General features: G+C 63.3%; 26 protein-coding genes and 1 tRNA gene. 12 read left to right on the top strand and 15 right to left on the bottom strand.

What is annotated here, in order from left to right:
* Nucleotides 1-74: 74 nt before the first annotated feature.
* Nucleotides 75-296 carry a DUF6021 family protein gene (locus tag IFT75_RS19370; protein WP_192056321.1) on the bottom strand — a complete coding sequence of 74 codons (222 nt, stop codon included), beginning with the start codon at nt 294-296 and terminating at the stop codon, nt 75-77.
* A complete protein-coding gene (locus IFT75_RS21515; RefSeq protein WP_274605381.1) occupies nt 296-421 on the bottom strand; it encodes a hypothetical protein in 126 nt (41 codons plus the stop codon). The genes IFT75_RS19370 and IFT75_RS21515 overlap by 1 nt, the downstream gene beginning before the upstream one ends.
* A gap of 230 nt (nt 422-651) precedes the next feature.
* Between IFT75_RS21515 and IFT75_RS19365 the strand changes: the two genes are divergently transcribed.
* On the top strand, nt 652-1,938 hold the full coding sequence (locus tag IFT75_RS19365; protein WP_185793411.1) for a DUF2254 domain-containing protein: 1,287 nt from the start codon (nt 652-654) through the stop codon (nt 1,936-1,938).
* A gap of 121 nt (nt 1,939-2,059) precedes the next feature.
* Nucleotides 2,060-2,593 carry a hypothetical protein gene (locus IFT75_RS19360; protein WP_192056311.1) on the top strand — a complete coding sequence of 178 codons (534 nt, stop codon included), beginning with the start codon at nt 2,060-2,062 and terminating at the stop codon, nt 2,591-2,593.
* Between the two features lie 102 nt (nt 2,594-2,695).
* On the opposite strand, the gene IFT75_RS19355 is transcribed toward IFT75_RS19360, so the two are convergent.
* Together IFT75_RS19355 and IFT75_RS19350 are read right to left on the bottom strand one after the other, a co-directional pair.
* Nucleotides 2,696-2,944: a CsbD family protein gene (locus IFT75_RS19355; protein ID WP_122477013.1), complete on the bottom strand. Its 249-nt coding sequence runs from the start codon at nt 2,942-2,944 to the stop codon at nt 2,696-2,698.
* A gap of 158 nt (nt 2,945-3,102) precedes the next feature.
* Complete coding sequence (locus IFT75_RS19350) at nt 3,103-3,777, bottom strand: glycosyltransferase (protein WP_192056308.1); 675 nt, start codon at nt 3,775-3,777, stop codon at nt 3,103-3,105.
* A 255-nt stretch (nt 3,778-4,032) separates the two neighbouring features.
* On the opposite strand from IFT75_RS19350, the gene IFT75_RS19345 reads away from it, so the two are divergent.
* Complete coding sequence (locus IFT75_RS19345; protein WP_192056306.1) at nt 4,033-4,683, top strand: DUF2238 domain-containing protein; 651 nt, start codon at nt 4,033-4,035, stop codon at nt 4,681-4,683.
* Between the two features lie 288 nt (nt 4,684-4,971).
* On the opposite strand, the gene IFT75_RS19340 is transcribed toward IFT75_RS19345, so the two are convergent.
* Nucleotides 4,972-5,062 (bottom strand) — tRNA-Ser (locus IFT75_RS19340).
* A 143-nt stretch (nt 5,063-5,205) separates the two neighbouring features.
* On the opposite strand from IFT75_RS19340, the gene IFT75_RS19335 reads away from it, so the two are divergent.
* Together IFT75_RS19335 and IFT75_RS19330 are read left to right on the top strand one after the other, a co-directional pair.
* Nucleotides 5,206-5,877 carry a Bax inhibitor-1/YccA family protein gene (locus IFT75_RS19335; RefSeq protein WP_043189407.1) on the top strand — a complete coding sequence of 224 codons (672 nt, stop codon included), beginning with the start codon at nt 5,206-5,208 and terminating at the stop codon, nt 5,875-5,877.
* A 179-nt stretch (nt 5,878-6,056) separates the two neighbouring features.
* Nucleotides 6,057-7,421 carry a nucleobase:cation symporter-2 family protein gene (locus tag IFT75_RS19330; RefSeq protein ID WP_122477008.1) on the top strand — a complete coding sequence of 455 codons (1,365 nt, stop codon included), beginning with the start codon at nt 6,057-6,059 and terminating at the stop codon, nt 7,419-7,421.
* A 33-nt stretch (nt 7,422-7,454) separates the two neighbouring features.
* Here IFT75_RS19330 and IFT75_RS19325 read toward each other — a convergent pair whose 3' ends face one another.
* Both IFT75_RS19325 and IFT75_RS19320 read right to left on the bottom strand, forming a co-directional pair.
* Complete coding sequence (locus IFT75_RS19325) at nt 7,455-8,405, bottom strand: site-specific integrase (RefSeq protein WP_192056304.1); 951 nt, start codon at nt 8,403-8,405, stop codon at nt 7,455-7,457.
* Between the two features lie 52 nt (nt 8,406-8,457).
* The gene (locus IFT75_RS19320; protein ID WP_192056302.1) at nt 8,458-8,865 is read right to left on the bottom strand and encodes an SRPBCC family protein; all 408 of its coding nucleotides are present in this window, start codon (nt 8,863-8,865) and stop codon (nt 8,458-8,460) included.
* Between the two features lie 221 nt (nt 8,866-9,086).
* Between IFT75_RS19320 and IFT75_RS19315 the strand changes: the two genes are divergently transcribed.
* Nucleotides 9,087-10,286: a hypothetical protein gene (locus tag IFT75_RS19315; protein WP_192056300.1), complete on the top strand. Its 1,200-nt coding sequence runs from the start codon at nt 9,087-9,089 to the stop codon at nt 10,284-10,286.
* A gap of 19 nt (nt 10,287-10,305) precedes the next feature.
* Here IFT75_RS19315 and IFT75_RS19310 read toward each other — a convergent pair whose 3' ends face one another.
* Nucleotides 10,306-11,439 carry a glycerate kinase gene (locus tag IFT75_RS19310; protein ID WP_192056298.1) on the bottom strand — a complete coding sequence of 378 codons (1,134 nt, stop codon included), beginning with the start codon at nt 11,437-11,439 and terminating at the stop codon, nt 10,306-10,308.
* Nucleotides 11,440-11,899: 460 nt separating this feature from the next.
* On the opposite strand from IFT75_RS19310, the gene IFT75_RS19305 reads away from it, so the two are divergent.
* A complete protein-coding gene (locus tag IFT75_RS19305) occupies nt 11,900-14,164 on the top strand; it encodes a heavy metal translocating P-type ATPase (RefSeq protein WP_192056296.1) in 2,265 nt (754 codons plus the stop codon).
* Here IFT75_RS19305 and IFT75_RS19300 read toward each other — a convergent pair.
* From IFT75_RS19300 to IFT75_RS19290, 3 genes are all read right to left on the bottom strand, one after another.
* Nucleotides 14,159-15,127 (bottom strand): XdhC family protein, encoded by a 969-nt coding sequence (locus IFT75_RS19300; RefSeq protein WP_192056294.1) that lies wholly within the window; start codon nt 15,125-15,127, stop codon nt 14,159-14,161. The two genes, IFT75_RS19305 and IFT75_RS19300, sit on opposite strands and share 6 nt — an antisense overlap.
* A 134-nt stretch (nt 15,128-15,261) precedes the next feature.
* Complete coding sequence (uraH, locus tag IFT75_RS19295; RefSeq protein ID WP_122476996.1) at nt 15,262-15,663, bottom strand: hydroxyisourate hydrolase; 402 nt, start codon at nt 15,661-15,663, stop codon at nt 15,262-15,264.
* A gap of 14 nt (nt 15,664-15,677) precedes the next feature.
* The gene (locus IFT75_RS19290; RefSeq protein WP_192056292.1) at nt 15,678-16,145 is read right to left on the bottom strand and encodes a heme-binding protein; all 468 of its coding nucleotides are present in this window, start codon (nt 16,143-16,145) and stop codon (nt 15,678-15,680) included.
* A 134-nt stretch (nt 16,146-16,279) separates the two neighbouring features.
* Between IFT75_RS19290 and IFT75_RS19285 the strand changes: the two genes are divergently transcribed.
* The 3 genes from IFT75_RS19285 to IFT75_RS19275 all read left to right on the top strand — a co-directional run bounded on the left by IFT75_RS19285 (nt 16,280) and on the right by IFT75_RS19275 (nt 18,997).
* Nucleotides 16,280-16,954, top strand: a complete 675-nt coding sequence (locus IFT75_RS19285; protein WP_122476993.1) for a heavy metal response regulator transcription factor — start codon at nt 16,280-16,282, stop codon at nt 16,952-16,954.
* Complete coding sequence (locus IFT75_RS19280; RefSeq protein ID WP_122476991.1) at nt 16,947-18,338, top strand: heavy metal sensor histidine kinase; 1,392 nt, start codon at nt 16,947-16,949, stop codon at nt 18,336-18,338. The genes IFT75_RS19285 and IFT75_RS19280 overlap by 8 nt, the downstream gene beginning before the upstream one ends.
* Before the next feature lie 128 nt (nt 18,339-18,466).
* A complete protein-coding gene (locus IFT75_RS19275; protein ID WP_122476990.1) occupies nt 18,467-18,997 on the top strand; it encodes a Dps family protein in 531 nt (176 codons plus the stop codon).
* Between the two features lie 47 nt (nt 18,998-19,044).
* Here IFT75_RS19275 and IFT75_RS19270 read toward each other — a convergent pair whose 3' ends face one another.
* The 4 genes from IFT75_RS19270 to IFT75_RS19255 form a co-directional block, all read right to left on the bottom strand.
* Complete coding sequence (locus IFT75_RS19270) at nt 19,045-19,521, bottom strand: copper chaperone PCu(A)C (protein WP_192056290.1); 477 nt, start codon at nt 19,519-19,521, stop codon at nt 19,045-19,047.
* Nucleotides 19,521-20,126 (bottom strand): SCO family protein, encoded by a 606-nt coding sequence (locus IFT75_RS19265; protein WP_122476986.1) that lies wholly within the window; start codon nt 20,124-20,126, stop codon nt 19,521-19,523. Before IFT75_RS19265 ends, IFT75_RS19270 begins: the two co-directional genes overlap by 1 nt.
* A gap of 341 nt (nt 20,127-20,467) precedes the next feature.
* Nucleotides 20,468-21,376, bottom strand: coding sequence for a glutaminase B (glsB, locus tag IFT75_RS19260; RefSeq protein WP_122476984.1), 909 nt, complete (start codon nt 21,374-21,376; stop codon nt 20,468-20,470).
* Between the two features lie 217 nt (nt 21,377-21,593).
* Nucleotides 21,594-23,405, bottom strand: coding sequence for an ABC transporter ATP-binding protein (locus tag IFT75_RS19255; protein WP_192056288.1), 1,812 nt, complete (start codon nt 23,403-23,405; stop codon nt 21,594-21,596).
* 118 nt (nt 23,406-23,523) lie between these two features.
* Here IFT75_RS19255 and IFT75_RS19250 point away from each other — a divergent pair, with 118 nt between their 5' ends.
* Complete coding sequence (locus IFT75_RS19250) at nt 23,524-24,597, top strand: FUSC family protein (protein ID WP_192056286.1); 1,074 nt, start codon at nt 23,524-23,526, stop codon at nt 24,595-24,597.
* A 126-nt stretch (nt 24,598-24,723) separates the two neighbouring features.
* The gene (locus tag IFT75_RS19245) at nt 24,724-25,029 is read left to right on the top strand and encodes a DUF6482 family protein (RefSeq protein ID WP_192056284.1); all 306 of its coding nucleotides are present in this window, start codon (nt 24,724-24,726) and stop codon (nt 25,027-25,029) included.
* Nucleotide 25,030: the final 1 nt, after the last annotated feature.

Genomic DNA, 25,030 nt, shown 5'->3' with positions numbered 1-25,030 from the left:
AGGGCGGCGCGCTCACGCTTTCAGCGTGGTGCGGCAGGCAGGCACCGAGGGCTGCCTGCACAAGGCTACCAGACTCAGTCCTTGGTGCCATAGGGCGGATATTTATCTGCGTCACGGGTTTTTTCCGACGTGTCGCCTTCGGGCTTCTTGGCGGGCCCGATCGGATCGACCTGCGGGTCGGCAAGGTCGGGAGAGTCCGGGTCGAACCCCAGGTCGTTATCGGGCTTGGTCTCGTTGCTCATAAATCCTCCGGTCTTGAATGGGGGGCCATCGGCGCGATAGCGCTGCTCCAGCATCAGGCGACGCCTGGCGGGATGCCGTCCTTGTTGAAATCCTTCAGCCGTTCCTTTTCTTCCGGGGTGGAATGGGCGGGCGTCTGGTCCTCGGTGTCCTCGGGGGGCGGTTGCTTGTCATCGGCCATGATCGGTTCCTTTCAATGAGGGGCTCTACACTGTGAGCCTGCAGACCGATCCGGGGTTCCGTGCAATCGACCCGGCCGCTGTCGTCATGGCCGATACATCGCGTCGCTCCTTTCGCGGCCGATGACCGCTCCTACGGTGGCATGAAACTTTCGTCAGCTCCAGGCACTCAATGTGCAGCCGCGCTCGCATGGCTGCTGGCGGTCCGACTGACAATCCCGAGGAATACACGATGATCGCTCGCTGGCGCTGGGCCCTGGGTCAGATGACCAAACGCTTGTGGTTCCGCGCAAGCCTGTTCTCCCTGACGGGCATCGCCACGGCGCTGATTGCCATCGTCTTCAAGGACTTCGTGCCCGCCGACCTGCCGACGCGGATCGGTGCCGATTCGGTCGACAAGATCCTCGCGATCATCGCGTCGAGCATGCTTGCGGTCACGACCTTCTCGTTGAGCACCATGGTCAGTGCCTATGGCGCCGCCAGCAGCGGCGTAACACCGCGTGCCACCTCACTGGTGATGGAAGACGCCACGACCCAGAACGCGCTGGCAACGTTCATCGGCTCGTTCCTGTTCAGCCTGGTCGGGATCATTGCCCTGAGCACCGGGGCCTACGGCGCTCAAGGGCGGGTGGTGCTGTTCGCGGTGACCATCGTCATGATCATCCTGATCGTCTATACGCTGCTGCGTTGGATCGACCACCTGTCCAAGCTGGGCCGGGTCGGCGAAACCATCGACCGGGTCGAAGCCGCAGCGTTGCAATCCCTGGAAAACCGCGCGCGCTGGCCGTACATGGGCGCGGCGCCCTACCCGCTCGATCTGATGACTCCGCCAACGGCAGCAACCGTGCGCAGCGAGGACACCGGCTACGTGCAGCACATCGATGTCGCCGCCCTTGGCGCGCTGGCCGAGAAGCACGGGCTGCAGATCTACCTGAGCGTACTGCCAGGCGCTTTCCTTCACCTCGGCGCAGATCTGGCCTGGTTTACCGCGGACAGCGACGGCCAGGCGCAGACCCAGGCAGACCTCGCCGCGGAAATCCGCACCGCTGTCACGATCGGCCTGCGCCGTACCTTCGAACAGGACCCACGTTTCGGCATTTCGGTCCTCGCGGAGATCGCTTCGCGCGCCCTGTCGCCGGCCACCAACGACTCGGGCACGGTGATCGACGTGATTGGCCGCGGAGTCAGGTGCTTCACCGCCTGGCATGTACACAGCACTACCGATTCGACATCCCGCGAGATCGATCCACACTGCCGCCGAGTGCACGTTCGCGGCTTGCAGGTGGCCGATCTGTTCGACGACTTCTTCACCTTCGTGGCGCGCGACGGCGCCGGGCTGCTGGAAGTCGACATTCGCATGATCAAGGCGCTGATCAGCCTGAACGAGATCAGCCCGCAAACCTTCGCCGCCCAGTGCCGGCTGCATGCGACGCGCCTGCTGAAACGCGCCGACAGTGCGCTTACCCTGGATGAAGACAAGCAGCGGCTGCGTGAATTGGCCAAACCTCTGCTGGGCTGAACGCCGAGCAGCGGCGCCCGAAGCGTCCACTGGGGCGATGGCGCTGAACTTGTGCAGCTGTCGACGGGCCTGAGTTGACACCTGCACTTGCAGGCAATCACTGCTCAGACGGAAAACGATGATGAACATAGCCTGCCTGGCCTGGGGATCGCTGGTATGGAAGACGGGGGCTTTACCGGTCTGCAGCCCGTGGCACACCGACGGCCCTGCATTACCCGTCGAGCTTTGCAGGGTCGGCGACGGCGGCGAGCTGGCCACGGCGATCTGCCTGAATGCACCTGCTGTGCCATCTCTCTGGGCGTTGCTGGACACCACCTCGCTTGACGACGCCTGTCAGGCACTGCGCGAACGTGAACAGATACCCCATTCGCGCGATGATGGCATCGGCAGTTTCATCTGCAGCGACCGGTCCACCGGGGTCCTTGCCCAATGGGCGCGTGAGCGAGAACTGGATGCAGTCATCTGGACCGCTTTGCCGCCGCGATTCGCGGGTATAGAGGCACGGATACCCACCATCGACGATGTTCTCGACTATCTGCAAAACTTGACGGGTGAAGTGCGAATACATGCGCGGGAATACATTGAACAACTGCCGCAGCAACTAGATACGCCTTACAGAGACGTCATTCGTCGTTCGCTGGGTTGGGGAGGTTGAAGCAGTAGGGGAAGTGCGCGGGGGTTGCTGCACTTCCCTACCGTTCAATTGGCTGAAGGCCAGCAATCGAACGGTTGGGAAGACACTTTAAGCGCAGCAGAATCAGCGACGCAGGAAACGGCTTACCAGTACGAAAATGGCAGCGCCAATGGCCAACGAGGCACCTGGCTTTTCCTTGACGAAGGCAGACACATTGTTCAGCGCGTCGCCGTAGGTCTTGGTCAGTTGGCCAGCCGCTTCGCGACCTGCGCCTTCTGCCTGCAGGGAATGGTCACCGACCAGTTTGCCCACTACACCTTGAGCCTTGCCGGCGATCTTTTCTGCTACGCCTTCGATTTGTTCGCTTTTCATGTTGAGCCTCACTTTGATCATCGTTTTAGTGACAGTACTTGAAGTATGTAAGCCGGAAGCTTCGTACTTGCTGCCTGAACTTAGGGCGTTGCCGGTTGGAAATAGTTCCGATCTTATTTTCAGTGTTCATGTTGGCAAATTCGGACGCTCGGGCACGCTCAACCAACTGCTTCCAGCGGAGCACCGATCGACAGCGAGCGCAGGTAGTCGCCGAAGCCTTCACGGCAGCGACAATCCAGCCGGGCGCTGGTCGTCACGCAGTTGATCGAAGTCCAGGTAATGGACGCCCCGACCTCTTTCAGGTCGGCCACCAGGTGCACGTCCTCGTGGGCCTTGAGCGGCTTGAACCCGCCAACCCGGCGGTAGGCCTGGGCACTGACCCCGATGTTGGCGCCGTGAACATGCTTGTGACCTTCCACCGGGGTATACAGGGCGTCGTAACGGCTGCGAACTTCCTCGGCATGCAGCGACCAGTCATCCACGCGCACCGTGCCGCAGACCGCGTCAGTGCGAAAGCGCAGCTGATCGACCAGCCAGGTGGGCGGCACGAGGGTATCGGCATCGGTGAACGCCAACCAGCGGGCGCCTTGATCCAACAACAGTTGAGCACCCGCGGCGCGCGTACGACCGACGTTGCAGTGCGCCACGGCCACGCTCTGTACGGGGTAGCGGTTGACCACTTGCTGGGTACCGTCGGAACATTCGTCCAGCACGATAACCACCTTGACCTCTTCGCCCGACAGTCCAGGATGCTCACCGGCAATCAGCAACGACTCGATGCATTGAGCGACCACTGCTTCTTCATTATGAGCTGGGACAATGATTCCGATCATGGACGATACCTGTCGAGGAGATGCCGGCATCCGGCGGCTGTAAGTCTCTTGACCTATCTATCGCGCGTTGGTTGCAGATAGATACGACGGGTGGTAGTTCGGCAAATGTTCATTCCAATTTGCAATTCACTTTCTCCCCTCCAGAGGCCCGACGACCCGGACCTGGCTGTCGATCAGCCAGCGCTGCAAGCCTGAACGAATTAATGCAGGGCATGGTGATCAACTGCAGCAGAGGACTTGGCGAGGAGCGTGACAATGGCAACTCGAAGGACAAGCATAGGCTACTGGCACTGGGTGTTGCTGCTGGCGGTGATCGCCTCGGGCTGGCAGCCGCTGGACCGCCAGACCTGGCTGATCGAAAACATTCTGGTGCTGGTGGGCGCCGTGGCCGTGTGGTTCACCCGTGACCATTTCCAGTGGAGCCGACGCGCGTGGGTGATGGTGATCATCTTTCTATGCCTGCATCAGGTGGGCACGCACTTCACCTACCCCCAGGTTCCCTACAACGAAGCGTTGTACCTGATCAGCGGGGTGGACGTGAATGCAGCGCTGGGCTGGGAGCGCAATCAATATGATCGTTTCGTGCACCTGGCCTACGGCCTGCTGCTCAGCCTGCCCTTGCGGGAAATCGTCAGTGAGAAATGCCAGCTCAAGGGTGCGTGGGCATCATTGATCGCCTGGTCGCTCGTGCTGTCGACCTCAATGCTCTATGAACTGATGGAGTGGGCAGGCGCCGCGTACGTAGGCGGTGGCGACTCGGCCTTCGTAGGTGCCCAGGACGATTTCTGGGATGCCCAGAAAGACATGGCCGTAGCGGCGGCTGCCTCGCTGGTGGTGCTGACCTGCCGCGGCCATGCGCTGCGCGCCGGGGTTTCGGCGCTGCGCGGGCGATTGACACCGCACTGAAACGCCCAGCGGCTCAATGCATCCATACCTCAATGCATCAATACATAGCCAAGCATCTGTTTCGCCAGGCGCCACGGCTGCCAAACCGAAAGGTGATCGAAGATCCTCCCGGAATTTCCCATCACCCCCATGACCGTCACGTACACGACGCCTTTCCTGATCAACCTCGATATCTTTTTCTTGCTGTAACGCAACAATCAGGACACCTGCACAAGTGGGTTTCGCGACATGGCACTTCTGCAACGGCGAAAACGAAAAAGCCCCGCCAATGCGGGGCTTTTCGATGTTTGGCGGGAAACCAGGGATTCGAACCCTGGGAACGCTATTAACGTTCGCCGGTTTTCAAGACCGGTGCATTCAACCACTCTGCCAATTTCCCGAATGTCTTGCTGGTTGCTTTGCGGGCGCCATAATACCGGAATGAAACACGCTGTCAAACTCTGGATAGAGCGGCTGGGCAAGGGTCTGATATGATCTTTGCATCTGAACGTTTCAGACGTGTTCAATCAAAGGAGTCTCGCCATGCGCGAACAGGATTATGCAGTTAATCAAGGCTCGCAGGTGCAGCAGCTAGAAGTTAGCCGCGTCCTGCGCAACACCTACGGCTTGCTGGCACTCACCCTGGCTTTCAGTGGCGTGATGGCCTACGTCGCGCAGCAGATGCGCGTCGGCTACCCGAACATCTTCGTCGTGCTGATCGGTTTCTACGGGCTGTTCTTCCTGACCAACAAGCTGCGTGATTCGGCCTGGGGCCTGGTGTCCACCTTCGCCCTGACCGGCTTCATGGGCTTCCTGCTCGGCCCGATCCTCAACCGTTACCTGGGCATGCAGGGCGGCGCCGAAGTGGTCAGCTCGGCCTTCGCCATGACGGCGCTGGTGTTCGGCGGCCTGTCGGCCTATGTGCTCATCACCCGCAAGGACATGAGCTTCCTGGGCGGCTTCATCACCGCAGGCTTCTTCGTGCTGCTGGGCGCGGTGCTGGCCAGCTTCTTCTTCCAGATCGCCGGTCTGCAGTTGGCGATCAGCGCCGGTTTCGTGCTGTTCTCGTCGGTGTGCATCCTGTTCCAGACCAGCGCGATCATCCATGGTGGCGAACGCAACTACATCATGGCGACCATCAGCCTGTACGTGTCGATCTACAATCTGTTCGTGAGCCTGCTGCAGCTGTTCGGCATCATGGGTCGCGACGACTGATTCACCGTTGCCCTGTCGAAGCCCGCCTCGTGCGGGCTTTTTCTTGCCCCTGGTTCGGGTATCTTCGGCAAAAACCGGTTTGCCCTATGGGCGTCGCGCCGTAGAATCGCGCTCCTTTCGATTGAGCCATCGCGCTCTTTTTGCCGGAGCCTTCGCGCTCTTTCTCAGGAGCCCTTGCCATGAGCACCCCACAGCCACCCAGCGACGAATTGATCCTGGGCCTGGAAGACCGCCCTCGCCCACTGCTGGGCATGCTTGCCGCGCTGCAGCACCTGCTTGCGATCATCGTACCGATCGTCACGCCTGGCCTGCTGATCTGCCAGGCACTGGGCGTCAGCGCCCGTGACACCAACATGATCGTTTCCATGTCGCTGGTCATTTCCGGCATTGCCACCTTCGTCCAGTGTCGGCGCATCGGCCCGTTCGGCGCGGGCCTCTTGATCGTGCAGGGCACCAGTTTCAACTTCGTCGGCCCGCTGATTGCCGGGGGTGCGCTGATGGTGCAACAGGGCACACCGGTGGAAGCTGTGATGGCGGCGATCTTCGGCGTGGTCATCGCAGGGTCGTTCGTGGAAATCGGCATTTCGCGAATCCTGCCCTTCGTCAAACGGCTGATCACGCCGCTGGTCACCGGTATCGTCGTACTGATGATCGGCCTGACCCTGATCAAGGTCGGTCTGATCAGCATGGGTGGCGGCTTCGGCGCCATGGCCAATGGCACGTTCGCCAACGGCGAAAACCTCATGCTCTCCGGCCTGGTACTGGCGATCATCGTGGTGCTCAATCGCATTCCGGTGACCTGGATGCGCAGCGCCGCCATCGTCATCGCTCTGGCCATGGGCTACGCGCTGGCCGGTTACCTGGGCCGACTGGACTTCACCGGCATGCACCAGGCCGCGGTATTTCAGGTGCCCGTACCGCTGCACTTCGGCCTCGGTTTCTCCTGGGCGTTGTTCATTCCAATGCTGGTGATCTACCTGGTGACGTCCCTGGAAGCGATCGGTGACGTGACGGCGACCAGCAAGGTGTCACGCCAGCCCGTAGAGGGCCCGCTGTGGATGCAGCGCATCAAGGGCGGCGTGCTGGTCAACGGGACCAACTCGCTGCTGGCCGGTGTCTTCAATACCTTCCCCAGCTCCATCTTCGCGCAGAACAACGGGGTCATTCAGCTCACCGGCATCGCCAGCCGCCACATCGGCGTGTGGATCGCCGGGATGCTGGTTCTGCTCGGTCTGTTCCCGACGGTTGCCGGGGTGATCCAGGCGGTGCCCGAACCGGTACTGGGCGGAGCTGCCATGGTGATGTTCGGCGCGGTGGCCGCATCGGGCATCAATATCCTTGCCAGCGTCGACCTCGATCGTCGGGCGCTGCTGATCATCGCCGTATCGCTCGCCCTCGGCCTGGGTGTGGCTCAGGTGCCGGAGTTCCTCGCGCACATGCCGGGCGCATTGCGCAACGTGCTGGAGTCGGGTGTAGCCACTGGCGGTATCTGCGCGCTGCTGCTGAACTGGTTTTTGCCAGCCGGGCCTGTGGCTCGTCACTGAGCTGGCCCGAGCCTGCGACAAGGGCCTGCAGGCTCAAAGATCGAAGCGGTCCACGGCGCGGCGACGCTCGTTGTCGTCGCGCATGTCGTAGGCCGCAGTGGTCTGGATATTAGTGTGGTGCGCCAGCTTCTGGGCAATCGACAGGTCGTGCTCTTCGATCACTCGGGTGATGAACGAACGTCGGAAATCATGGGGCATGATCTTCACGCCGACCTGGGTGCCGCGTTGTCGGGCGATGTAGTAGATGGCGTGCTTGGTGATACGCTCGCGGGTGATGTGCGCGCCGCGGCGGATGCGATTGAAAAGAAAGTCGTCATCGGCCTGGCCTGCGGGAAGCTGGCTGCGGCGAAACGCCAGCCAGGTTTGCAGATGGGTAAAAGCCCAGCCCGGCGCGTACTTGATCAACTCCTTGTTGCCCTTTCCGGTCACGCGCAGGCTGCGCTCGCTGAAGTCGACCTGGGCCAGGTCGAGGTTGACCGACTCCGACTTGCGCATGCCAGAACCATACAGGATGGCGATGACGGCGGCGTCGCGCAGTCCCTGCGGCCGTGGATCGTTGGCGCAGACCTCCATCAGGTCGCGGATCAGGCTGCGCTTGAGGTTGCGGCCGTTGCCCAGGCGGGTGCCCTGCATGGGCTTGACCGAGCGAATCTTGAGCAGGTGATCCTGGTCGATCAGGCTCAGCCGCCACGCCTCGTTCATGACCCCGCGCACGGCGTTGACGTAAAGCGAGGTGGTGTTGGGGGCGTAGCCATCTTCGCGCAGGGCGGCCACCAGCGAGGTAACGTGCCCGGGTTCGAGACGGTGCCAGGGCACCTCGCGAATGTCGACGTCCTCGAAGCCCAGCCGGTCCGCGGCATCCTGCAATACGTATTGCATGGTCGTGCGGCTGGACGGCATCAGCCGCGCGAGATATTGCAACAGAGGGTTCTGCAGATCAGACAAACCGGGGAATCCTTGAGTGCCAGGGTAGACGCCCGCCATTCTAGCATCCGCGTCGGTGCCTGACCCGTCCGCCCTTACCCGGCCGGTTCGATCAGAAGTTACCGCGCAGCGCCTGCAGGCCACCTTGATAGACACCGTCGAAAATTTCCACCGCCTCGGCGTCACTCATGCCGACCGGGTTGAAGCGACCGCCCCACTCCACTCGGCTGTTGCCGGCGTCCACCTCGATGACCTTGAGCGTCGCCAGGTAATCGCTCACCGGAAAGGGACCTTCGATGATGGAATAGCTGTAGGTGCGCGCGGCGTTGTCGTAAGTCTCCAGACGCTCGATGATGACGGTACCGTCCACCGTGGTCAGGTGGCGCAGCCGGCCATTTTCCTGGGCTTCGCTGTGCTGGATCATGGGCAGCCAGTCGGCCAGGGAGTTGAACCCGGCCACCAGATTCCAGACCTTATCGGCCGATGCCGGAATGTCGATGCTCGCTTGCGTGCTTGCCATGTCATGGCTCCTGTCGGTGGGCTGAGGCTACAACGGTAGCGGTCGTTCGAGTGCGCGGCAAGCCGTTAGTGCATTCGTTATGCGGCCGACACAGCTAGGGCGATCATGCGCTGGCAGTGGGCGCGGGCGCGGCACCAGCAATGGATACATGCTGCGCAAACGTTGTCCCATGGAGGCCAGCCCAGCCTGGATCCGTTCATTGAAGGGGCGTTTGCAGCGTCATGAGAATCATCGAAAAGACCGGCGCGCCAGTACGCGCCCTGACCCCTGCCGAACAGCAGTTGGTGACCGAATTCGTCGAAGGCCGCAGTGAGGGCCCGAAGCTCCTGCAGGCCAACCAGTGGCTGATGAAGGTCCGCACCCAGGGCCAGTGGCTGGCGTGCGATTGCCGGCCCGGTACGCTGCCGGTGATGAACGTGACGCTCAACAGCAGTACCGGCACGCTGTTTTTGAAGAACAACCCCGGCACGGCCGAGCATGCCGAGGGTTGCCCCTTCATCCATGACGAGCGTGACAATACGCCTGGGCGCGAGGATGAAGGGCCACTGCCGGCCGCCTGGTTGCCCCCCGATGTGCCGCTGAAGCTGATTGGCGATTTTCGCGCCCCGGCCATGCCAGGCACGCCTGGCACCGCCGTGGTGGCAAGTCAGCGACGGGAGCAGCACCGGTTGCTCTCGCTGCTGCTGACGTTCATCGAAGCCTCTGGGCTCAATGTGTACGCCACGCACCTGAAGAAGGATCTGACCCGCCAGTTCGCCGACCTGCGCGAAGTGGCCACACGCTACCCGCTGATCGACAGGGTGCCGGCGAGCAATTATCTGGAAACCCGCATCGACATGAAGCACATGATGATGCTCAAGGCACGCCTGAAGGATTCCACCGCCTTCATTGGGCAGCGCCGCTATGGGCTGCTGCTCGACTGCGTGTCCGACGTAGTCGGGCGCAAGGTGCTGACCGAGCGCAGCACCGCCGGCTTCGACTTCCAGGGCCATCATCTGTTGTGGGGTGGCGCGCGCAGCAGTGGGCCGCTGTTGGCCCTGGCCCTGTATTCACCGGCAACCGCCGGCAGCCAATTCTATGAAATGGTGCATGTGGCGACGGTGCCGGTGCTGACCCGCGGGCATCTGTTCCCGGTGTTCCGCGACGAGGAACGCGAGGCGTTGAAGATGCTGGTGTCGCTGATCGACTGGATGGCCAGCAAAGGCGTCAAGGTCGTGATGCGCCGACCGGTGATCGGCGCCATGGTGATGGACGAACTGGTGCTCAGCTCGGACCTGGACCGGGTCCTCTCGGTTTCGCTGATGAAAGAGCCGCTGGGTCCGGAGCCCAGTTCCGAAACCTTCAAGCGCCTGGCCGACTTCAAGAGCCTGGAGACCTTCCGCAAGTACGTGGCGGGCTTCTTCATGCGCGAGCGCGATTGACCCACGGCGCGCTTGCGTCCTAACCGCGCAGCTGCCAAAGCAGGGCGATATCGCGGGCGCGATCGCTGAGCAGCGCACCGGCCTCGGCACACGCCTGCTCCAGGGTCATCGGACCGGACGCAAGGGAGAACGCGGCATCGATGCCATGGGCGTACAGGTCCTGATAGCCTTCGCCCAGCGTGCCGGCCAGCACCACCACCGGGACACCCGCAGCGCGCGCAACGCGGGCCACGCCGAAGGGCGTCTTGCCGCGCAGGGTCTGGGCATCGAAGCGCCCTTCGCCAGTGATCACCAGGTCGGCGCCGATGACGGCATCGGCCAGGCCCACCAGTTGCGCTACCACTTCGACCCCTGGGCGGAACGAGGCACCGAGAAAGGCCTTGGCCGCGAAGCCCATGCCGCCTGCTGCGCCGCAACCAGGCGCGTCACGGCAGTCCTGGCCCAGCACCGCTACGCAGTGATCGGCGAAGTGGTCCAAAGCCTTGTCCAGGGCCAGCACCTGTTCGTGTGTAGCGCCCTTCTGCGGGCCGAAAATGTGCGAGGCGCCGTGGGGACCGCACAGCGGGTTGTCGACGTCTGCGGCGACTTCGAACTGCACATCGGCCAGACGTGGGTCGAGGCCGCTGGCGTCGACCTTGGCTACTTGTGCCAGCGCCAGGCCGCCACGGGGCAATTCACTGCCCTGAGAATCGGTCAGGCGCAGACCGAGCGCGCGGAGCATGCCAGTGCCGGCATCGTTGGTGGCACTGCCGCCGATGGCGAGAATGATGCGTCGTGCGCCGGCCTCCACGGCTGCAGCGATCAATTGGCCAGTGCCATAGGTGCTGCTGTTGCAGGCATCGCGTTGCTGGCGCTGGAGCAGTTGCAGCCCGCTGGCTTCGGCCATTTCGATGACGGCGGTGCGCTCGTCGGGCAGCCAGCCCCAATGGGCCTGAGTGGCTGCGCCCAAAGGGCCGTCGACGACGAGGCTGCGCAGCTCGCCCTGGCAAGCCGCCATGATGGCTTGCATGGTGCCTTCGCCGCCATCGGCCATCGGCCGCTCGACGAGCTGCGCCTCGGGCAGGGCCTGGCGCAGGCCCCGGGCGATGGCTGAAGCAACGTCGGCGGCGCTCAGGCTGTCTTTGAATGAGTCAGGGGCGATGACGATCTTCATGGCAGTTCTCCAGTTCTTGTGCGCCCATGCTGCCATTTTCACCACCTCCGCGCGACTGCCGTCATTGGCAGGAGCGGTCATCGGCCGGGAGATGCTCTGCGCGGAGTGCCTGATGCACCGCGGTGCCCTTTTCGCGGCCACGGACCGCTCCTACATGGGTCGTAGGAGCGGTCATCGGCCGCGAAAGGCTCTGCGCGGAGTGCCTGATGCACCGCGGTGCCCTTTTCGCGGCCACGGACCGCTCCTACAGGATCGGCAAATGCCCTCTTCGCTGCCACAGACTGCTCCTACATGGGTCGTAGGAGCGGTCATCGGCCGCGAAGGGCTTGGCGCGGTGTGCCTGGTGGAACGCGGTGTGGCCTTCGCGGGCAGAGCCCGCTCCCACATGGGAGTGCGGGCTTGACCTTCCCATGGTGGCAAGGGTCACAGTCCAGGCATGGGACGGAAGGAGGAAAACGTCATGGCAGCAAACGAAGGTCTCGTCGAGCTGGGTATCCACGGCATGACCTGCGCGTCGTGCGTGGGTCGGGTCGAGCGAACCCTGCTCAAGGTGCCAGGTGTGACGGCAGCGGCGGTCAACCTGGCCACCGAGCGCGCTCGCGTGGAAGGCCGCGGCGTGGACGCCCAGGCCCTGATCGCCGCCGTCGACAAGGCCGGCTACAGCGCCAGGCCGCTTGAGCACACTCCAGACGCCATGGCCCAGGCCAATCAGGAAAGCCAGCAAGACGCCGCGCGCCTGCGGCGCGACCTGGGTTGGTCGGTGATGCTCTCGCTGCCCGTGGTGATAGTGGAAATGGGTGCGCACCTGATACCGGGCTTCCACGCCTGGATCCAACTGCACCTGAGCCAGCAGGATAACTGGCTGCTGCAGTTCGCCCTGACCACGTTGGTGCTGATCACCTGCGCCAGGCGCTTCTACCTCAAAGGCACCGTGGCGCTGCTGCGCGGCGCGCCAGACATGAATTCGCTGGTGGCGGTGGGCACCCTCGCCGCCTACGGTTTTTCCCTGGTGTCCACGTTCGCCCCGCAGCTGCTACCCAGCGCTACGGCCACCGTGTATTACGAAGCGGTGTGCGTGATCATCTGCCTGATCCTGCTGGGCCGCACGCTCGAAGCACGCGCCAGGGGCCGCACGTCCCAAGCCATCAAGCGCCTGCTCAGGCTCCAGCCACAGACTGCCTATGTGCAACGCCAGGCGGGCTTGATCGAAATCCCGCTGGAGCAGCTGATACAGGGCGACGTGGTGCAGGTTCGCCCCGGCGAGCGGATTGCCGTCGACGGCACGGTGCTCGCCGGCGACAGCTTCGTCGACGAGTCGATGCTCACCGGCGAGCCCATGCCGGTGCGCAAGCAGCCCGGCGACCAAGTGGTCGGCGGTACCCTCAACCAGAACGGCACGTTGCAGCTTCGAGCCACCGCCTTGGGTAGCGCCAGCATGCTGGCGCGGATCGTCGCCATGGTCGAGCGGGCCCAAGGCAGCAAGTTGCCGATCCAGGCGCTGGTGGACCGGGTGACCGTGTGGTTCGTGCCGGTGGTCATGGCACTGGCACTGGCCACTTTCATCGGCTGGTACTGGCTTGGCCCGACCCCAGCCCTGGGCATGGCCCTGGTGCATGCGGTGGCCGTGCTGATCATCGCCTGTCCGTGTGCGATGGGCTTGGCCACGCCCACCTCGATCATGGTCGGCACCGGCCGTGGCGCCGAGTTGGGTATTCTGTTGCGCAAGGGCGAAGCATTGCAGCAACTGAGCCGCGCGCGAGTCGTGGCACTGGACAAGACCGGCACGCTCACCGAAGGCCAACCGCGTCTGACCGACCTGCAGCTGCTGCCCAACTTCACCCGCGCGCAGCTATTGCCTTTGCTCGCAGCCGTGGAAGCGCTCTCCGAGCACCCGTTGGCACGGGCCATTGTGGCAGCAGCGCAGGACGCTCAGCTCGACTGGCCCCAGGCTCGGGATTTTCAGGCGCACACCGGCCATGGCGTGCGCGCACGGGTCGGCGCGCAGGACGTGGCCATCGGTGCAGAACGCTACATGACGCAACTCGGCGTGGACACGAGCCCGTTCGCCAGCCCGGCACAGACGCTGGCCGAACAGGGCAAGAGCCCGTTGTATGCGGCGGTGGACGGCCAACTGGCCGCGATGATCGCCGTGGCAGATCCGCTCAAGTCGACTACCCCGGCGGCTATCCAGACCTTGCACCGGCTCGGCCTGAAAGTGGCGATGATATCCGGGGACGACCGCCGAACCGCCCAGGCCATCGCCACCCAGTTGGGTATCGATCAGGTGGTGGCGCAGGTTCTGCCAGAAGGCAAGGTGGCCGCCGTCCAGGCGTTACAGCGCGAGTATGGCCTCACGGTCTACGTGGGTGACGGCATCAACGATGCACCGGCGCTGGCCCAGGCCGACGTCGGCATTGCAGTGGGCAGTGGCACGGACATCGCCATCGAAGCCGCGGATGTGGTGCTGATGTCGGACAACCTCGGCGCGGTGGCCACGGCCATCGCCTTGTCTACGGCAACCCTGAACAACATCCGCCAGAACCTGTTCTGGGCCTTCGCCTACAACGCGGCCCTGATTCCACTGGCGGCGGGGCTGCTGTACCCGCTCAACGGGCTGACCCTGTCGCCGCAGGTCGCGGCGGGAGCCATGGCACTTTCATCGCTGTTCGTGCTGGCCAACGCCCTGCGGCTCAAGGGCTTTCAGGCACCTGCCAGGCGATCATAGACGCTGCCGGTCGATTCCGTTGGCCACGCGCAGGATATCCGCCATGACGGCCAAGGCAATCTCGGCGGGCGTCTTGCTGCCCAGGTTCAGGCCGATCGGTGCGTGGATACGCTGCTGGGTGGTCGCGTCCAGCCCACCGATGCGCTCGAGACGCTCGAAGCGCTTTTCGCTGGTGCGCATCGAGCCCATTGCACCGATATAGAAAGCCGGTGTGCGCACCGCCTCGAGCAGGGTCAGGTCATCGAGTCGAGGGTCGTGGGTCAACGCCACCACGGCGGTCGCCGAATGACAGCCGCCCTCGGCGATGAACACCGCAGGCAAGACTTCGTGCACGTGCACGCCGGGCAGGTCGAAACGAGCCAGCACTTCGGGACGCGGCTCGCAGAGGATCACTTCATAGCCAAGGGTCAGGGCGAACCCCGCGCAGAATTCGGCGACCGGCGACAGGCCGGCGAGGATCAGGCGCTGTACGGCGCCGATGCGAATGCAGATTTCTTCGTCGCTGACCCGCACCCGTGCATCGCCCATGTGCCCTGCGCGGATGCTGCGCCTATCGCTGCCAGGCACCACCTGCCGCGCCAACAGTTGGCCGCCGGCGAAAGCCTGTTCGATGTGCGCCAGATGCTCCAGCGTGGCTGCATCAGGCGCGAGGTATTCGACCAACACGTCGAGAACGCCGCCGCAAGGCAGCGCCATGGTCGGCGCCAGGCCGCCGTCGCCGTAGCGCACGACCTGATTGACCGGTGTGAAATAACCGGCAGCGACACGCTCCAGAAAGTCGTCTTCCACACAACCACCGGACAGCGATCCGCAATGTTCGCCATTGTCCAGTGCGACCAGCATCGCCCCCGGCCCGCGTGGAGCCGAACCGTAGGTCGACAGTACCGTGCACAGCCATACGCCCCGGCCCTGGCCGAGCCAGGTCCGGGCCTGCTGTATGACCTGCAGATCAAGCTGCTTCATCTATTGATACCCGCCATCATCCTGCGCAATGTGCCAGCGCCCTGCCCTGCGACGCCCGCTCTGGTGCAACAGACCGCACGTACAGGGCAATAGTTTTCCGCAGACCGTGAAAGGATGACGGCAGGGGCTTGCGACTAGGACCCGCGATAGGTGCTGAAGCCGTAGGGGCTGAGCAGCAAGGGAATGTGATAGTGCTGCTCGGTGTTCTTCACTTCGAAAATCACCGGGATTTCCGGGAAGAAGGTTTCATGCCCGACCTTGCGGTAGTAGTCGCCGGTCTTGAACACCACCCGGTATTCACCCGGCGCAAAAGTGCGCTGTTCCGGGTAGAGGCCGGCGATCCGGCCTTGCTCGTTGGTCACACCCTGCCCCAACGGTTGCCACTGGTTACCCGAATGCTGCTCCAGGGTCACTTCGATACCGGCCGAAGGCACACCCGTTTCCAGGTTCAGTACGTGCACGCTCAGGGGGTTGGCGGCCATCGCGAGGCTGGACAGGGAGGCCAGGCTGGCGGCCAGGACAATTTTCTTCAACATGGTGTATTGCTCCTTCAAGAATGAATGGCCAGACCGACGGATTCGGTGGCTTTGATTGCGCAGGCTTCGTCCTGCTCGGCGCCGCCGGCACCGGCGATGCCGATCGCACCGACCAACTGCTTGCCTTCGTAGACCGGCACGCCGCCGCCCAGCAGCAGCAATTGCCCCAGCGAGGTCAGATTGGCGGCTTCGGGGTTGTTGCGGGCACGCTCGGCGAACAGCCGCGTCGGCGTCTTGGTCGACAGCGCGGTGTAGGCTTTCAACCGCGCGGCCTCGGTGTTGTGCGGGCCAACGCCGTCGCCGCGTTGCTGGACGATGACATTGCCGCCACGGTCCAGCACTGCCACGGCGGCCACGCAGCCGCTGCCATTGGCCAGCCGCTGCGCGGTCGCCAGGTCCAGGTCAGGGTGCTGGGCCAGGGCGGCGTGGGCCTGGGTGGCGAGCAGACAAGCCAGCGTGAATGTCATGCAAAGGGCTTTCATCGAGCATCTCCGTGATCAGTGGCTGGCACCTTAGCAATCCGGTCACGACAGAACCCCGTCGCAGCGATTACAACTTTGTAATAGGCAATCGGCCGCCGGGGGCCTAGCCTATGCGCGGGTACAGGAGCTGAACGATGCGTGTGTTGCTGGTTGAAGACGAAGCGAAAACGGCGAATTTTCTCGCCAAGGGACTGGGTGAGTCCGGCTTTGCCGTGGACGTGGCGCTCAATGGGCTGGATGGGCGCTACCTGATCGAGCAGCAGCCCTATGACCTGGTGATTCTGGACGTCATGCTGCCCGGCCTGAACGGCTGGCAGTTGCTCAAGCTGATTCGTCAGCAAGGCGCGACACCGGTGTTGTTCCTGACCGCCAAGGACGCCATCGAAGACCGTGTGCGTGGGCTGGAGCTGGGCGCCGACGACTACCTGGTGAAGCCGTTCGCCTTCGCCGAACTGCTGGCACGCGTGCGAACGCTGCTGCGCCGGGGCGCGGTGCGCGAGGTCGAGCATTATCAGGTGGCAGACCTGGAGGTGGACGTACTGCGCCGCCGGGTCAGCCGCGGTGGACAGCGCATCAACCTGACCAACAAGGAATTCGCCCTGCTGCACATGCTGATCGGCCGGCCCGGCGAGGCGCTGTCGCGCACGCTGATCGCCTCTCAGGTATGGAACCTGAATTTCGACAGCGACACCAACATGGTGGAAGTGGCGGTCCGACGCTTGCGGGCCAAAGTCGACGACCCGTTCATGCCCAAGCTGATTCACACCGTGCGCGGCGTGGGCTACCGGCTGGAGCACCTGGATGAGTGAACGCCGCCACTCCCTGGCCTGGCGCCTGGCGCTGGCCGTGGCGGTGGTCTGCTCACTGGTGATGAGCGTGGTCGCGGTGTTTCTCTACCGTTCGCTGGCGGCCGAGATCGCCTACCGCGACGACATCGCGCTGCTCGGACGGCTCGAGCAGGTGCGTACCCTGCTGCACGACAGCGACAGCCTGGGCGCACTGCAGCAGCGTCCGCAGCTGTATCAGAACATGCTCGGCAATCAGGAAAGCGTGCTGCGCGTGCGTCGCGCCGATGGCAGTGTGGTGTTCGAGATCAACCCCCACGGCGAAACGTTGGGCGATCCGCCACGCATCGGCCTGGCTCGGCGGCCGAGCCGGGCCGACATTCGCCTGGACCACGGCGCCTCGTTGCTGGCCGGCGACGCTGTCGGCCCGGCCGGCGAAGCCTTGACGGTGATGGTCGGCAAACGCCTGCACGAGCGCGAGGCGATCCTGGCCAGCTACCGACTGCGCCTGTACCTGGCAGTGGCTGCCGGGGCGCTGCTGGCCTGGGTCATCGGCCTGTTGCTGGTGCGTCGCGCCCTGACGCCGTTGCGCGAAATGGCCGACGCGCTGGCGTTGATCGATCTGCGCAATCTGCACCGGCGACTGGCCGATACCGCAGCGCCGGTGGAGCTGCAGGCGCCGATCCAGGCGCTCAACGGCATGCTGGTGCGGCTCGAACAGGGCTTCGAACGGCTGTCGCAGTTCTCCGCAGACCTCGCCCATGAAATCCGCACGCCGCTGCATAACCTGTTGGGCAGCACCGGCCAGGCACTCAACCAGCCTCGTAGCGTGGACGAATACCGGGAACTGCTCGGCTCTAACATCGAAGAGTACGAGCGGCTGAACCGCATGGTGGAAAACCTGCTGTTTCTGGCACGTGCCGACCACGGGCAGCGGCCGGTGCACTTGCAGGCCATTGACCTCACCCACCTGGGCGAAGAACTCTGTGATTATTTCCAGCTGCTCGCTGACGAGCGCGGCGCCGCCCTGCAGCACGCGCTGCACGGCACCCTGCAGACCGACCTGCAATTGCTGCAGCGCGCTCTGGGCAACCTGCTTGCCAACGCGGTCCGCCATGCCCGCCCCGGCACCACGGTGCTGCTCAGCCGCCACGACGAGGCTGGGTTCGTTGGTCTGACGGTGCGTAACGAAGGCGACACCATTGCACCCGAGCATTTGGCGCGACTGTTCGATCGTTTCTTCCGCGTCGACCCGTCGCGCACGGAACCGGGAGACTCGGGTGGCCTGGGCCTGGCAATCGTGCAGTCGATCATGGTTCTGGTGGGCGGCAGCGTCAGTGTCCACAGCGCTGAGGGCGTGACCAGCTTCACTTTAAGTTTTCCCGATAAAGGCGCTTTGGAGTCGTGAGACGCAGGGTCATAGCGACACTTCATCGGTCGGATAGAAAATATCTCTGAGCAATACCGGTTTGTCTGCGGTCGATTTCCATAGTGGTTACAGACCCAATCCCGCAAACCCGTACCAGGAGATTTCAAATGGCCGTTGCCAATGTGAAACAGGAACTCAAGACCGTATCGTCCGTGAAGGCCAAGGCCGAGAAAGGCGAAGGCGCCAGCTTGCAGAACCAGGCCCAGGTCGGTCAGGAACTGGCAGTATTGCTGTCTGACGTGTTCGCGCTGTACATCAAGACCAAAAATTACCACTGGCACATGAAAGGTTCGCACTTCCGCGACTATCATTTGCTGCTGGAAGAGCAAGCGACCCAGATCTACGCCATCACCGACGTGATTGCCGAGCGCGCCCGCAAGATCGGCGAGCCGACCGTACGTTCGCTGGAGCAGATGGTGCAACTCAAGCGCCTGGCCAGCAGCGAAGTGGCTGACCTGTCGCCAGAAGACATGCTGACCGAGTTGCATGACGACAACCAGTCGCTGGCTGCCTACATGCGTACCACCCACGGCGTCACCGACGAAGCCAACGACCTGTCCACTACCAGCCTGCTGGAAGAGTGGATCGACCAGGCCGAAGAACGCGCCTGGTTCCTGGGTCAGACCGTCGGCAAGTAATGCCTATGGTGGGTGTTTGACGCTGGCATCAGCCCCGCGTCATTGCATCAGTGAGCATGAGCGTGGTCGGGGGCATTCAGTGCCCTGGCCACGGCTTCGACTTCCAGAGTTTCCTCCTCCCCTTGTGCGTTCTTGATCTTCAAGGTCAATGGCACCGCGTCGCCCTCCTTCACCTGCGTTATCAAACCCATCAGCATCACGTGATAGCCATTGGCATCGAATACCACGGGCTCGCCCGCAGGCAGGCTGACTTCGTTGATCGGGAGCATGCTCATGACATCGCCGTTCATGGTCGACTGGTGGATTTGCGTGTCTTTGGCGACGGGTGACTGGACGCTGATCAGGGTGCTGTCGGAGTCCGCTGTGAGGGTCATGAACGCACCTGTAGCGGGTTGCCCCGGCACAGTGGCGCGCGCCCAGGCATCTTCGACCGTGGTCTGGGCAATGGCGTAGCCGGTCAGGCTCAGGGCTGCCAGGAGCGTGGCGAGTTGACGGACGGTGTTCTTCTTGGCAACGGGTTTCATCAGCAGACTTCCATTACGGTGAGCAGATCCTCGGCGCACTCTTGTGCGGTGAGGGAATGGGACAACCCCAGGCGCAGCACGCCGCGGGAGTCGAAGACGTAACTGGTCGAGGTGTGGGAGATGGTGTAGGTGTCGCCGATCGGGACCTTTTCGTAGAACACCTTGAACTCCTTGGCGACATCGGCGGTTTGTTCCAGGGTGCCGCGCAGGGCCACGAAGGTGGGGTCGAAAAGCTTGACGTAGGCGTCGAGCACTTCGGGGGTGTCGCGCTCGGGGTCCAGGGTGATGAAGATCACCTGCAGGCGGTCGCCATCACGGCCCATCAGCTTCTTGGCCTGGACGGCCCGCGCAAGCGTGGTCGGGCAGACGGCCGGGCACTGGGTGAAGCCGAAGAAGACCATGGGCATCATGCCGCGGAAGCTGGACAGGGTCTTCTCGTTGCCTTGCGGATCCTTCAGCCGGAACGTGCGGCCGAGGATCTCGTTGCTCAGGTCTTTGCCGTGCTTGAACGACAGCTTGTTGCTGTCGCCACATCCGGCCAGCGCGCCGAGACCGAGGATGCCCATGCCGGCGAGTACTCGACGGCGGGTCGGAAAATCGTTCATGCCATTGTGCCCTCTGGAGAGGGCCGCAGTTTAAAGGCCAACGCCACACTTGGGCACCGCAACCTGTCACATTTTGTTTAATCGCGGCCGATGATCACTCCTATGGATGTACCGAGATTCCACGTAGGAGCGGTCCGTGGCCGCGAATGGGGCGCTGCGGTCGGTCAGGCGCACGGCATCGCGCCCTTCGCGGCCGATGACCGCTCCTACGGAGGTGCCGAGATTCCACGTAGGAGCGGTCCGTGGCCGCGAAAAGGGCAGCGCGGTCATTCAGGCATACCGCGTCACGCCCTTCGCGGCCGGTGACCGCTTCTACGGAGGTGCCGGGATTCCGCGCACTTCTAAAAGACTGACCAGCCGATCCGTTCGCTGAGCAGCTCGAGGGCCGCCATGCCGGCCAGGGAATTTCCGGCAGGATTGAGCTCCGGCGACCAGACGCAGACGGTGAACTGCCCCGGTACCACTGCGACGATGCCGCCACCCACGCCGCTCTTGCCAGGCAAGCCGACGCGGTAGGCGAAGTTGCCGGCCTCGTCATACAAACCGCTGGTGGCCATGATCGAGTTGACCTGCTGGGTTTGGCGCCGACTCAACACCTGCTCGCCACTGTGCTTGCAGTAGCCATCATTGGCCAGGAAGCAGAACGCGCGAGCCAGGTCGACGCAGTCCATGCGCAGTGCGCAGTGGCTGAAATAGCTGCGCAGCACGGCCTCGACATCGTTGTGAAAATTGTCGAACGACTTCATCAGGTAGGCCATGGCAGCGTTGCGCGCGCGGTGCTGGTACTCCGACTCCGCCACCCGACCGTCGACGATCACCTGGGGGTTGCCCGACAGCCGTCGGGCCAGGTCACGCATGGAAAGCGCCGGTGCGGCGAAACGCGACTGGTTGATATCGCAGATCACCAGCGCACCGGCGTTGATGAACGGGTTACGCGGCCGACCGCGCTCGAACTCCAGCTGCACCAGGGAATTGAAGGGTTGTCCGGAGGGTTCGTGGCCCAGGCGCTGCCAGATGTCTTCGCCCGAGTGGCCAATCGCCTGGACCAGACTGAACACCTTGGAGATGCTCTGAATGGAAAACGGGGTATGCGCATCGCCTGCGCTGAACACCTCGCCGTCGTTGCCGTACACGGCGATGCCCAGCTGCGCGGCAGGCACATCGGCCAGTGCCGGGATGTAATCGGCAACCTTGCCTTGTCCGATCAGGGGGCGGACGGCATCCAGTATCTCAACCAAAAGCGCTTGCATCGGGCTACTCGCATCATGGGATCAAGCCATAGACGGCCGCTCTCGCCTACGAATCACAGCCCCCCTGTGGGAGCGGGCTCTGCCCGCGAAGAATGGCACGCGGTGAACCGGTAAAACCGCAGCGCACCTTTCGCGGCCATAGACCGCTCCTACAAGGGATTGCGCTTCCCCTGTAGGAGCGGTCATCGGCCGCGAAGGGCGTTATGCGGTAGGCCTGTCAGCGATAACCCCGCGCCTGCAGGTCGAACAGTTCCGCGTAGCGTCCGCGCTGGGCCATCAATTGTTCATGATCGCCGCGCTCCAGCACCCTGCCCTGTTCCAGCACCACGATATGATCGGCGTTGCGCACGCTTGAAAAGCGATGGGAAATCAGCAGCGTCATGCGGCCCTGGGCGTACTCGCGAAAATGCTCGAACACTGCCGCTTCCGCGCTGGCATCCAGCGCTGCGGTGGGCTCATCGAGTATCAGGATGTCGGCATCGCGGCGCATGTAAGCGCGGGACAGGGCCAACTTCTGCCATTGCCCGCCGGACAGCTCCTGGCCGCCCGCGAACCAGCGTCCCAACTGCGTGGCATAGCCGTGCTCCAGACCTTGGATGAACGGCTCGGCCGTGCCCTGCACCGCTGCCTCGCGCCAGCGCTGCGTGTCGTCGAACGCGCGCGTATCACCGACCCCCAGGTTTTCCCCGACACTGAACTGATAGCGGATGAAATCCTGGAAAATCACGCCGATACGCTGACGCAGCGCGTCTTCCTGCCATTCCTGCAGGTCGCTGCCGTCGAGCAGGATGCGCCCCTGGTCCGGACGGTACAGACGCGTCAGCAGCTTGATCAAGGTGGTCTTGCCCGACCCGTTTTCGCCCACCAGCGCCAGGCTCTTGCCAGGTACCAGATGCAGGTCGATGCCTTGCAACGTCGCGCGGCTCGCGCCGGGATAGCTGAAACCCAGCCCTTCGCAGCGCAGGCCATCGCCGGGCTTCACGCCCTGGGTGATATCGCCTTGCGCAGGCTGCACCGGGTAGGCCAGGTAGTCATACAGGTCAGCCAGGTAGAGGCCGTCCTCATACAAGCCGCCGATCGCCGTGAGGCTGCTGCTCACCGCGCTCTGGCCCTGCTTGAACAACACCAGGTACATGGTCATCTGGCCCAGAGTGATATGGCCGTTCACCGTATCGATGACGATCCAAGCGTAGGCCAGGTAGAACGCCGCCGTACCCAGCAGACCCAGCACGAAGCCCCAGCCGTCACGGCGCAAGGTCAGCCGGCGGTCCTCGCTATACAGTTTGGTGAAGGTGTCGCGGTAGCGCTGCAGCAACAACGGCGCAAAACCGAACAGCTTCACCTCCTTGATATAGCCTTCGTGGGAAAGCAACGTTTCGATGTAGTTCTGCCGACGCGTCTCCGGTGCGCGACGACTGAACAGGCGGAAGGCATCCCCGGAAAAATGCGCTTCGGCAAAGAACACCGGCAACGCGCCGACCACCAGAATCGCCAATGCCCAGGGCGAAAAATGCACCAGCAAGACGCCGAAGCTGACCAGCGAGATCAGATTCTGCACCAGCCCCAGCGACTTGCTCACCAACGCCAGCGGTCGCGTGGACGCTTCGCGGCGCACCCGTACCAGTTTATCGTAGAACTCCGAATCCTCGAATTGCATCAGCGACAGGGTCTGGGCTTTCTCCAGAATCAGCGTATTGACCTTCTGCCCCAGTTGCACCCGCAGCAGCGCCTGCTGCACGGACAGGCCGCGCTGCGCCGCGGCCAGCAATGCCAGCACGCCGGCTTCCATCAGCACGTAGCGCAGCACTGGCCACAGGGGCGCCGCACCGGTTTGCTGGTGCATCTGCATGGCAGCCACCACCGCATCGACGATGCGCTGGCCCAGCCAGGCGGCCAGTGCCGGCAGAATGCCCGCAGCCAGTGTGGCCAGCACCAGCCCCAGCAACAGGCCGGGCGAGGTCGCCCACACCAGCTGCAGGGCGCGCCGGGCCTGGCCCAGAAAAGTCTTGAGGCGGGAAAAGGCAGGCATCGACGAAAGCATTCCTTGAACGAGATAAATGGCCGCGGCCATGACACAATTTAGGTTCCAGCCCAAAGTCGACAACTGCGTGGCGGACTTATTCCAGGCACCCATGGTCATTTAACGGATGAATGCATTCAAATCTATCGCCCTACCCGTCTGGTTGCGTCGCGTCCTGCGGCCATTGCTCGATCCCTACCGCCGTTACCGGCATGCCCGCCTGATCCACGCGGCGCGCATCGTCGCCGCCTTGCTGGTGTCCATCCTGCTGACCAGCGGTTTCAGCCTGCCCCACGGCGAATGGGCCTCGGTCACCCTGCTGATCGTCATTGGCGGCCTGCAGCATCACGGCAACATCGGCAAGAAATCGGTCGAACGTGCCTACGGCACGCTCATCGGTGCCGCGCTCGGGCTGGCGGTGGTGGCCCAGCAGAACTACTTCGAAATGCCCATCGTGACCTACCTGCTGATGTCGGTGGCGTGCGGCTTCTTCGCCTACCACGCCATCGGCAAGGGCGGCTATACCGCGCTGCTCTCGGCCATCACCTTGTTCATCGTCGCCGGCCATGGCGATAACCCGATCACCGATGGCCTGTGGCGCACCGTGGACATTCTCATCGGTATCGCCCTGGCGCTGGCGTTCTCATTCGCCCTACCGCTGTATGCGGTGTATTCGTGGCGCTACAACCTGGCCACCGGACTGCGCGGCTGCGCGACCATCCACAGCCGCATTGTCAGCGGCCAGCCGGTGTCGGCCGACGAGCACTTGAAGCTGATGTCCAAGCTCAACGCGAACATGGTCCAGTTGCGCTCGCTGCTGCCGTCGGTGTCCAAGGAAGTGAAGATTTCCATGACCGAGCTGGACGCGATCCAGGGCCACTTCCGCATGTGCCTGAGCACCCTGGAAATCCTCGCCAACCTGCGCCCCAGCGGCACCGACCGCAATGCCATGGCGCAATTGCAGCAGTGCCTGAGCGGTGAACACCGGCATATTCGTCGACAACTGGTAGGCATGGCCCGCGCGCTGCGCGACGGTGCCACCGAGCGGCTCGAGCGCAACTATGCCAGCGTCGATGCCGACGCGCCCAATGTGGTGCCCGGTGAGCTGATCGGCTATCGCCTGTTGACCCTGCAGTTGGTCAACAACCTCGATGGACTGCAGCAGCTGCTGGCCAAGACCGCCGGGCGCTGGAAGATCTGACCTGGGTTGCCGCCATGGGCGGCACACAGCCACTGGATTGAACTCCGCCGGTGTGGCCCGCCTCAAACCTTGCATGAGGCAAGAGCGATGGCCATTCCGGTCCATCACGCCGTTTCGAGGTCGTGCATGAACATCGATAAATTGAGTAGTCACGTCAACAATGGCGAGGTCAGCGAAGTGAACCTGGTGTCCATGGAAGGTGGCTCGTACGTGCTGCACGCCATCCTGGAAGGCGTGTCGCAGCCGGTGGCCGATGCCAAGGGTGCGACCCTGCACGTGGCCTCGGTGGAGGAAGCGCGCAAGGTGCTGTCCGGTGTCGCCGATATCAAGCTGTTTCTGGTGCAGGGCAATGCCCACGATGAAATGATCGGCAACCCCGAAGGAGGCCACCAGGTCATGCGCGAAGAAATCCCCCTGCGTTCCAGCCTTTAAT

This window comes from Pseudomonas sp. CFBP 8758 (genome assembly GCF_014841725.1).
Lineage (GTDB): Bacteria > Pseudomonadota > Gammaproteobacteria > Pseudomonadales > Pseudomonadaceae > Aquipseudomonas > Aquipseudomonas baltica.
This window is presented reverse-complemented; position numbering and strand designations above follow the sequence as displayed.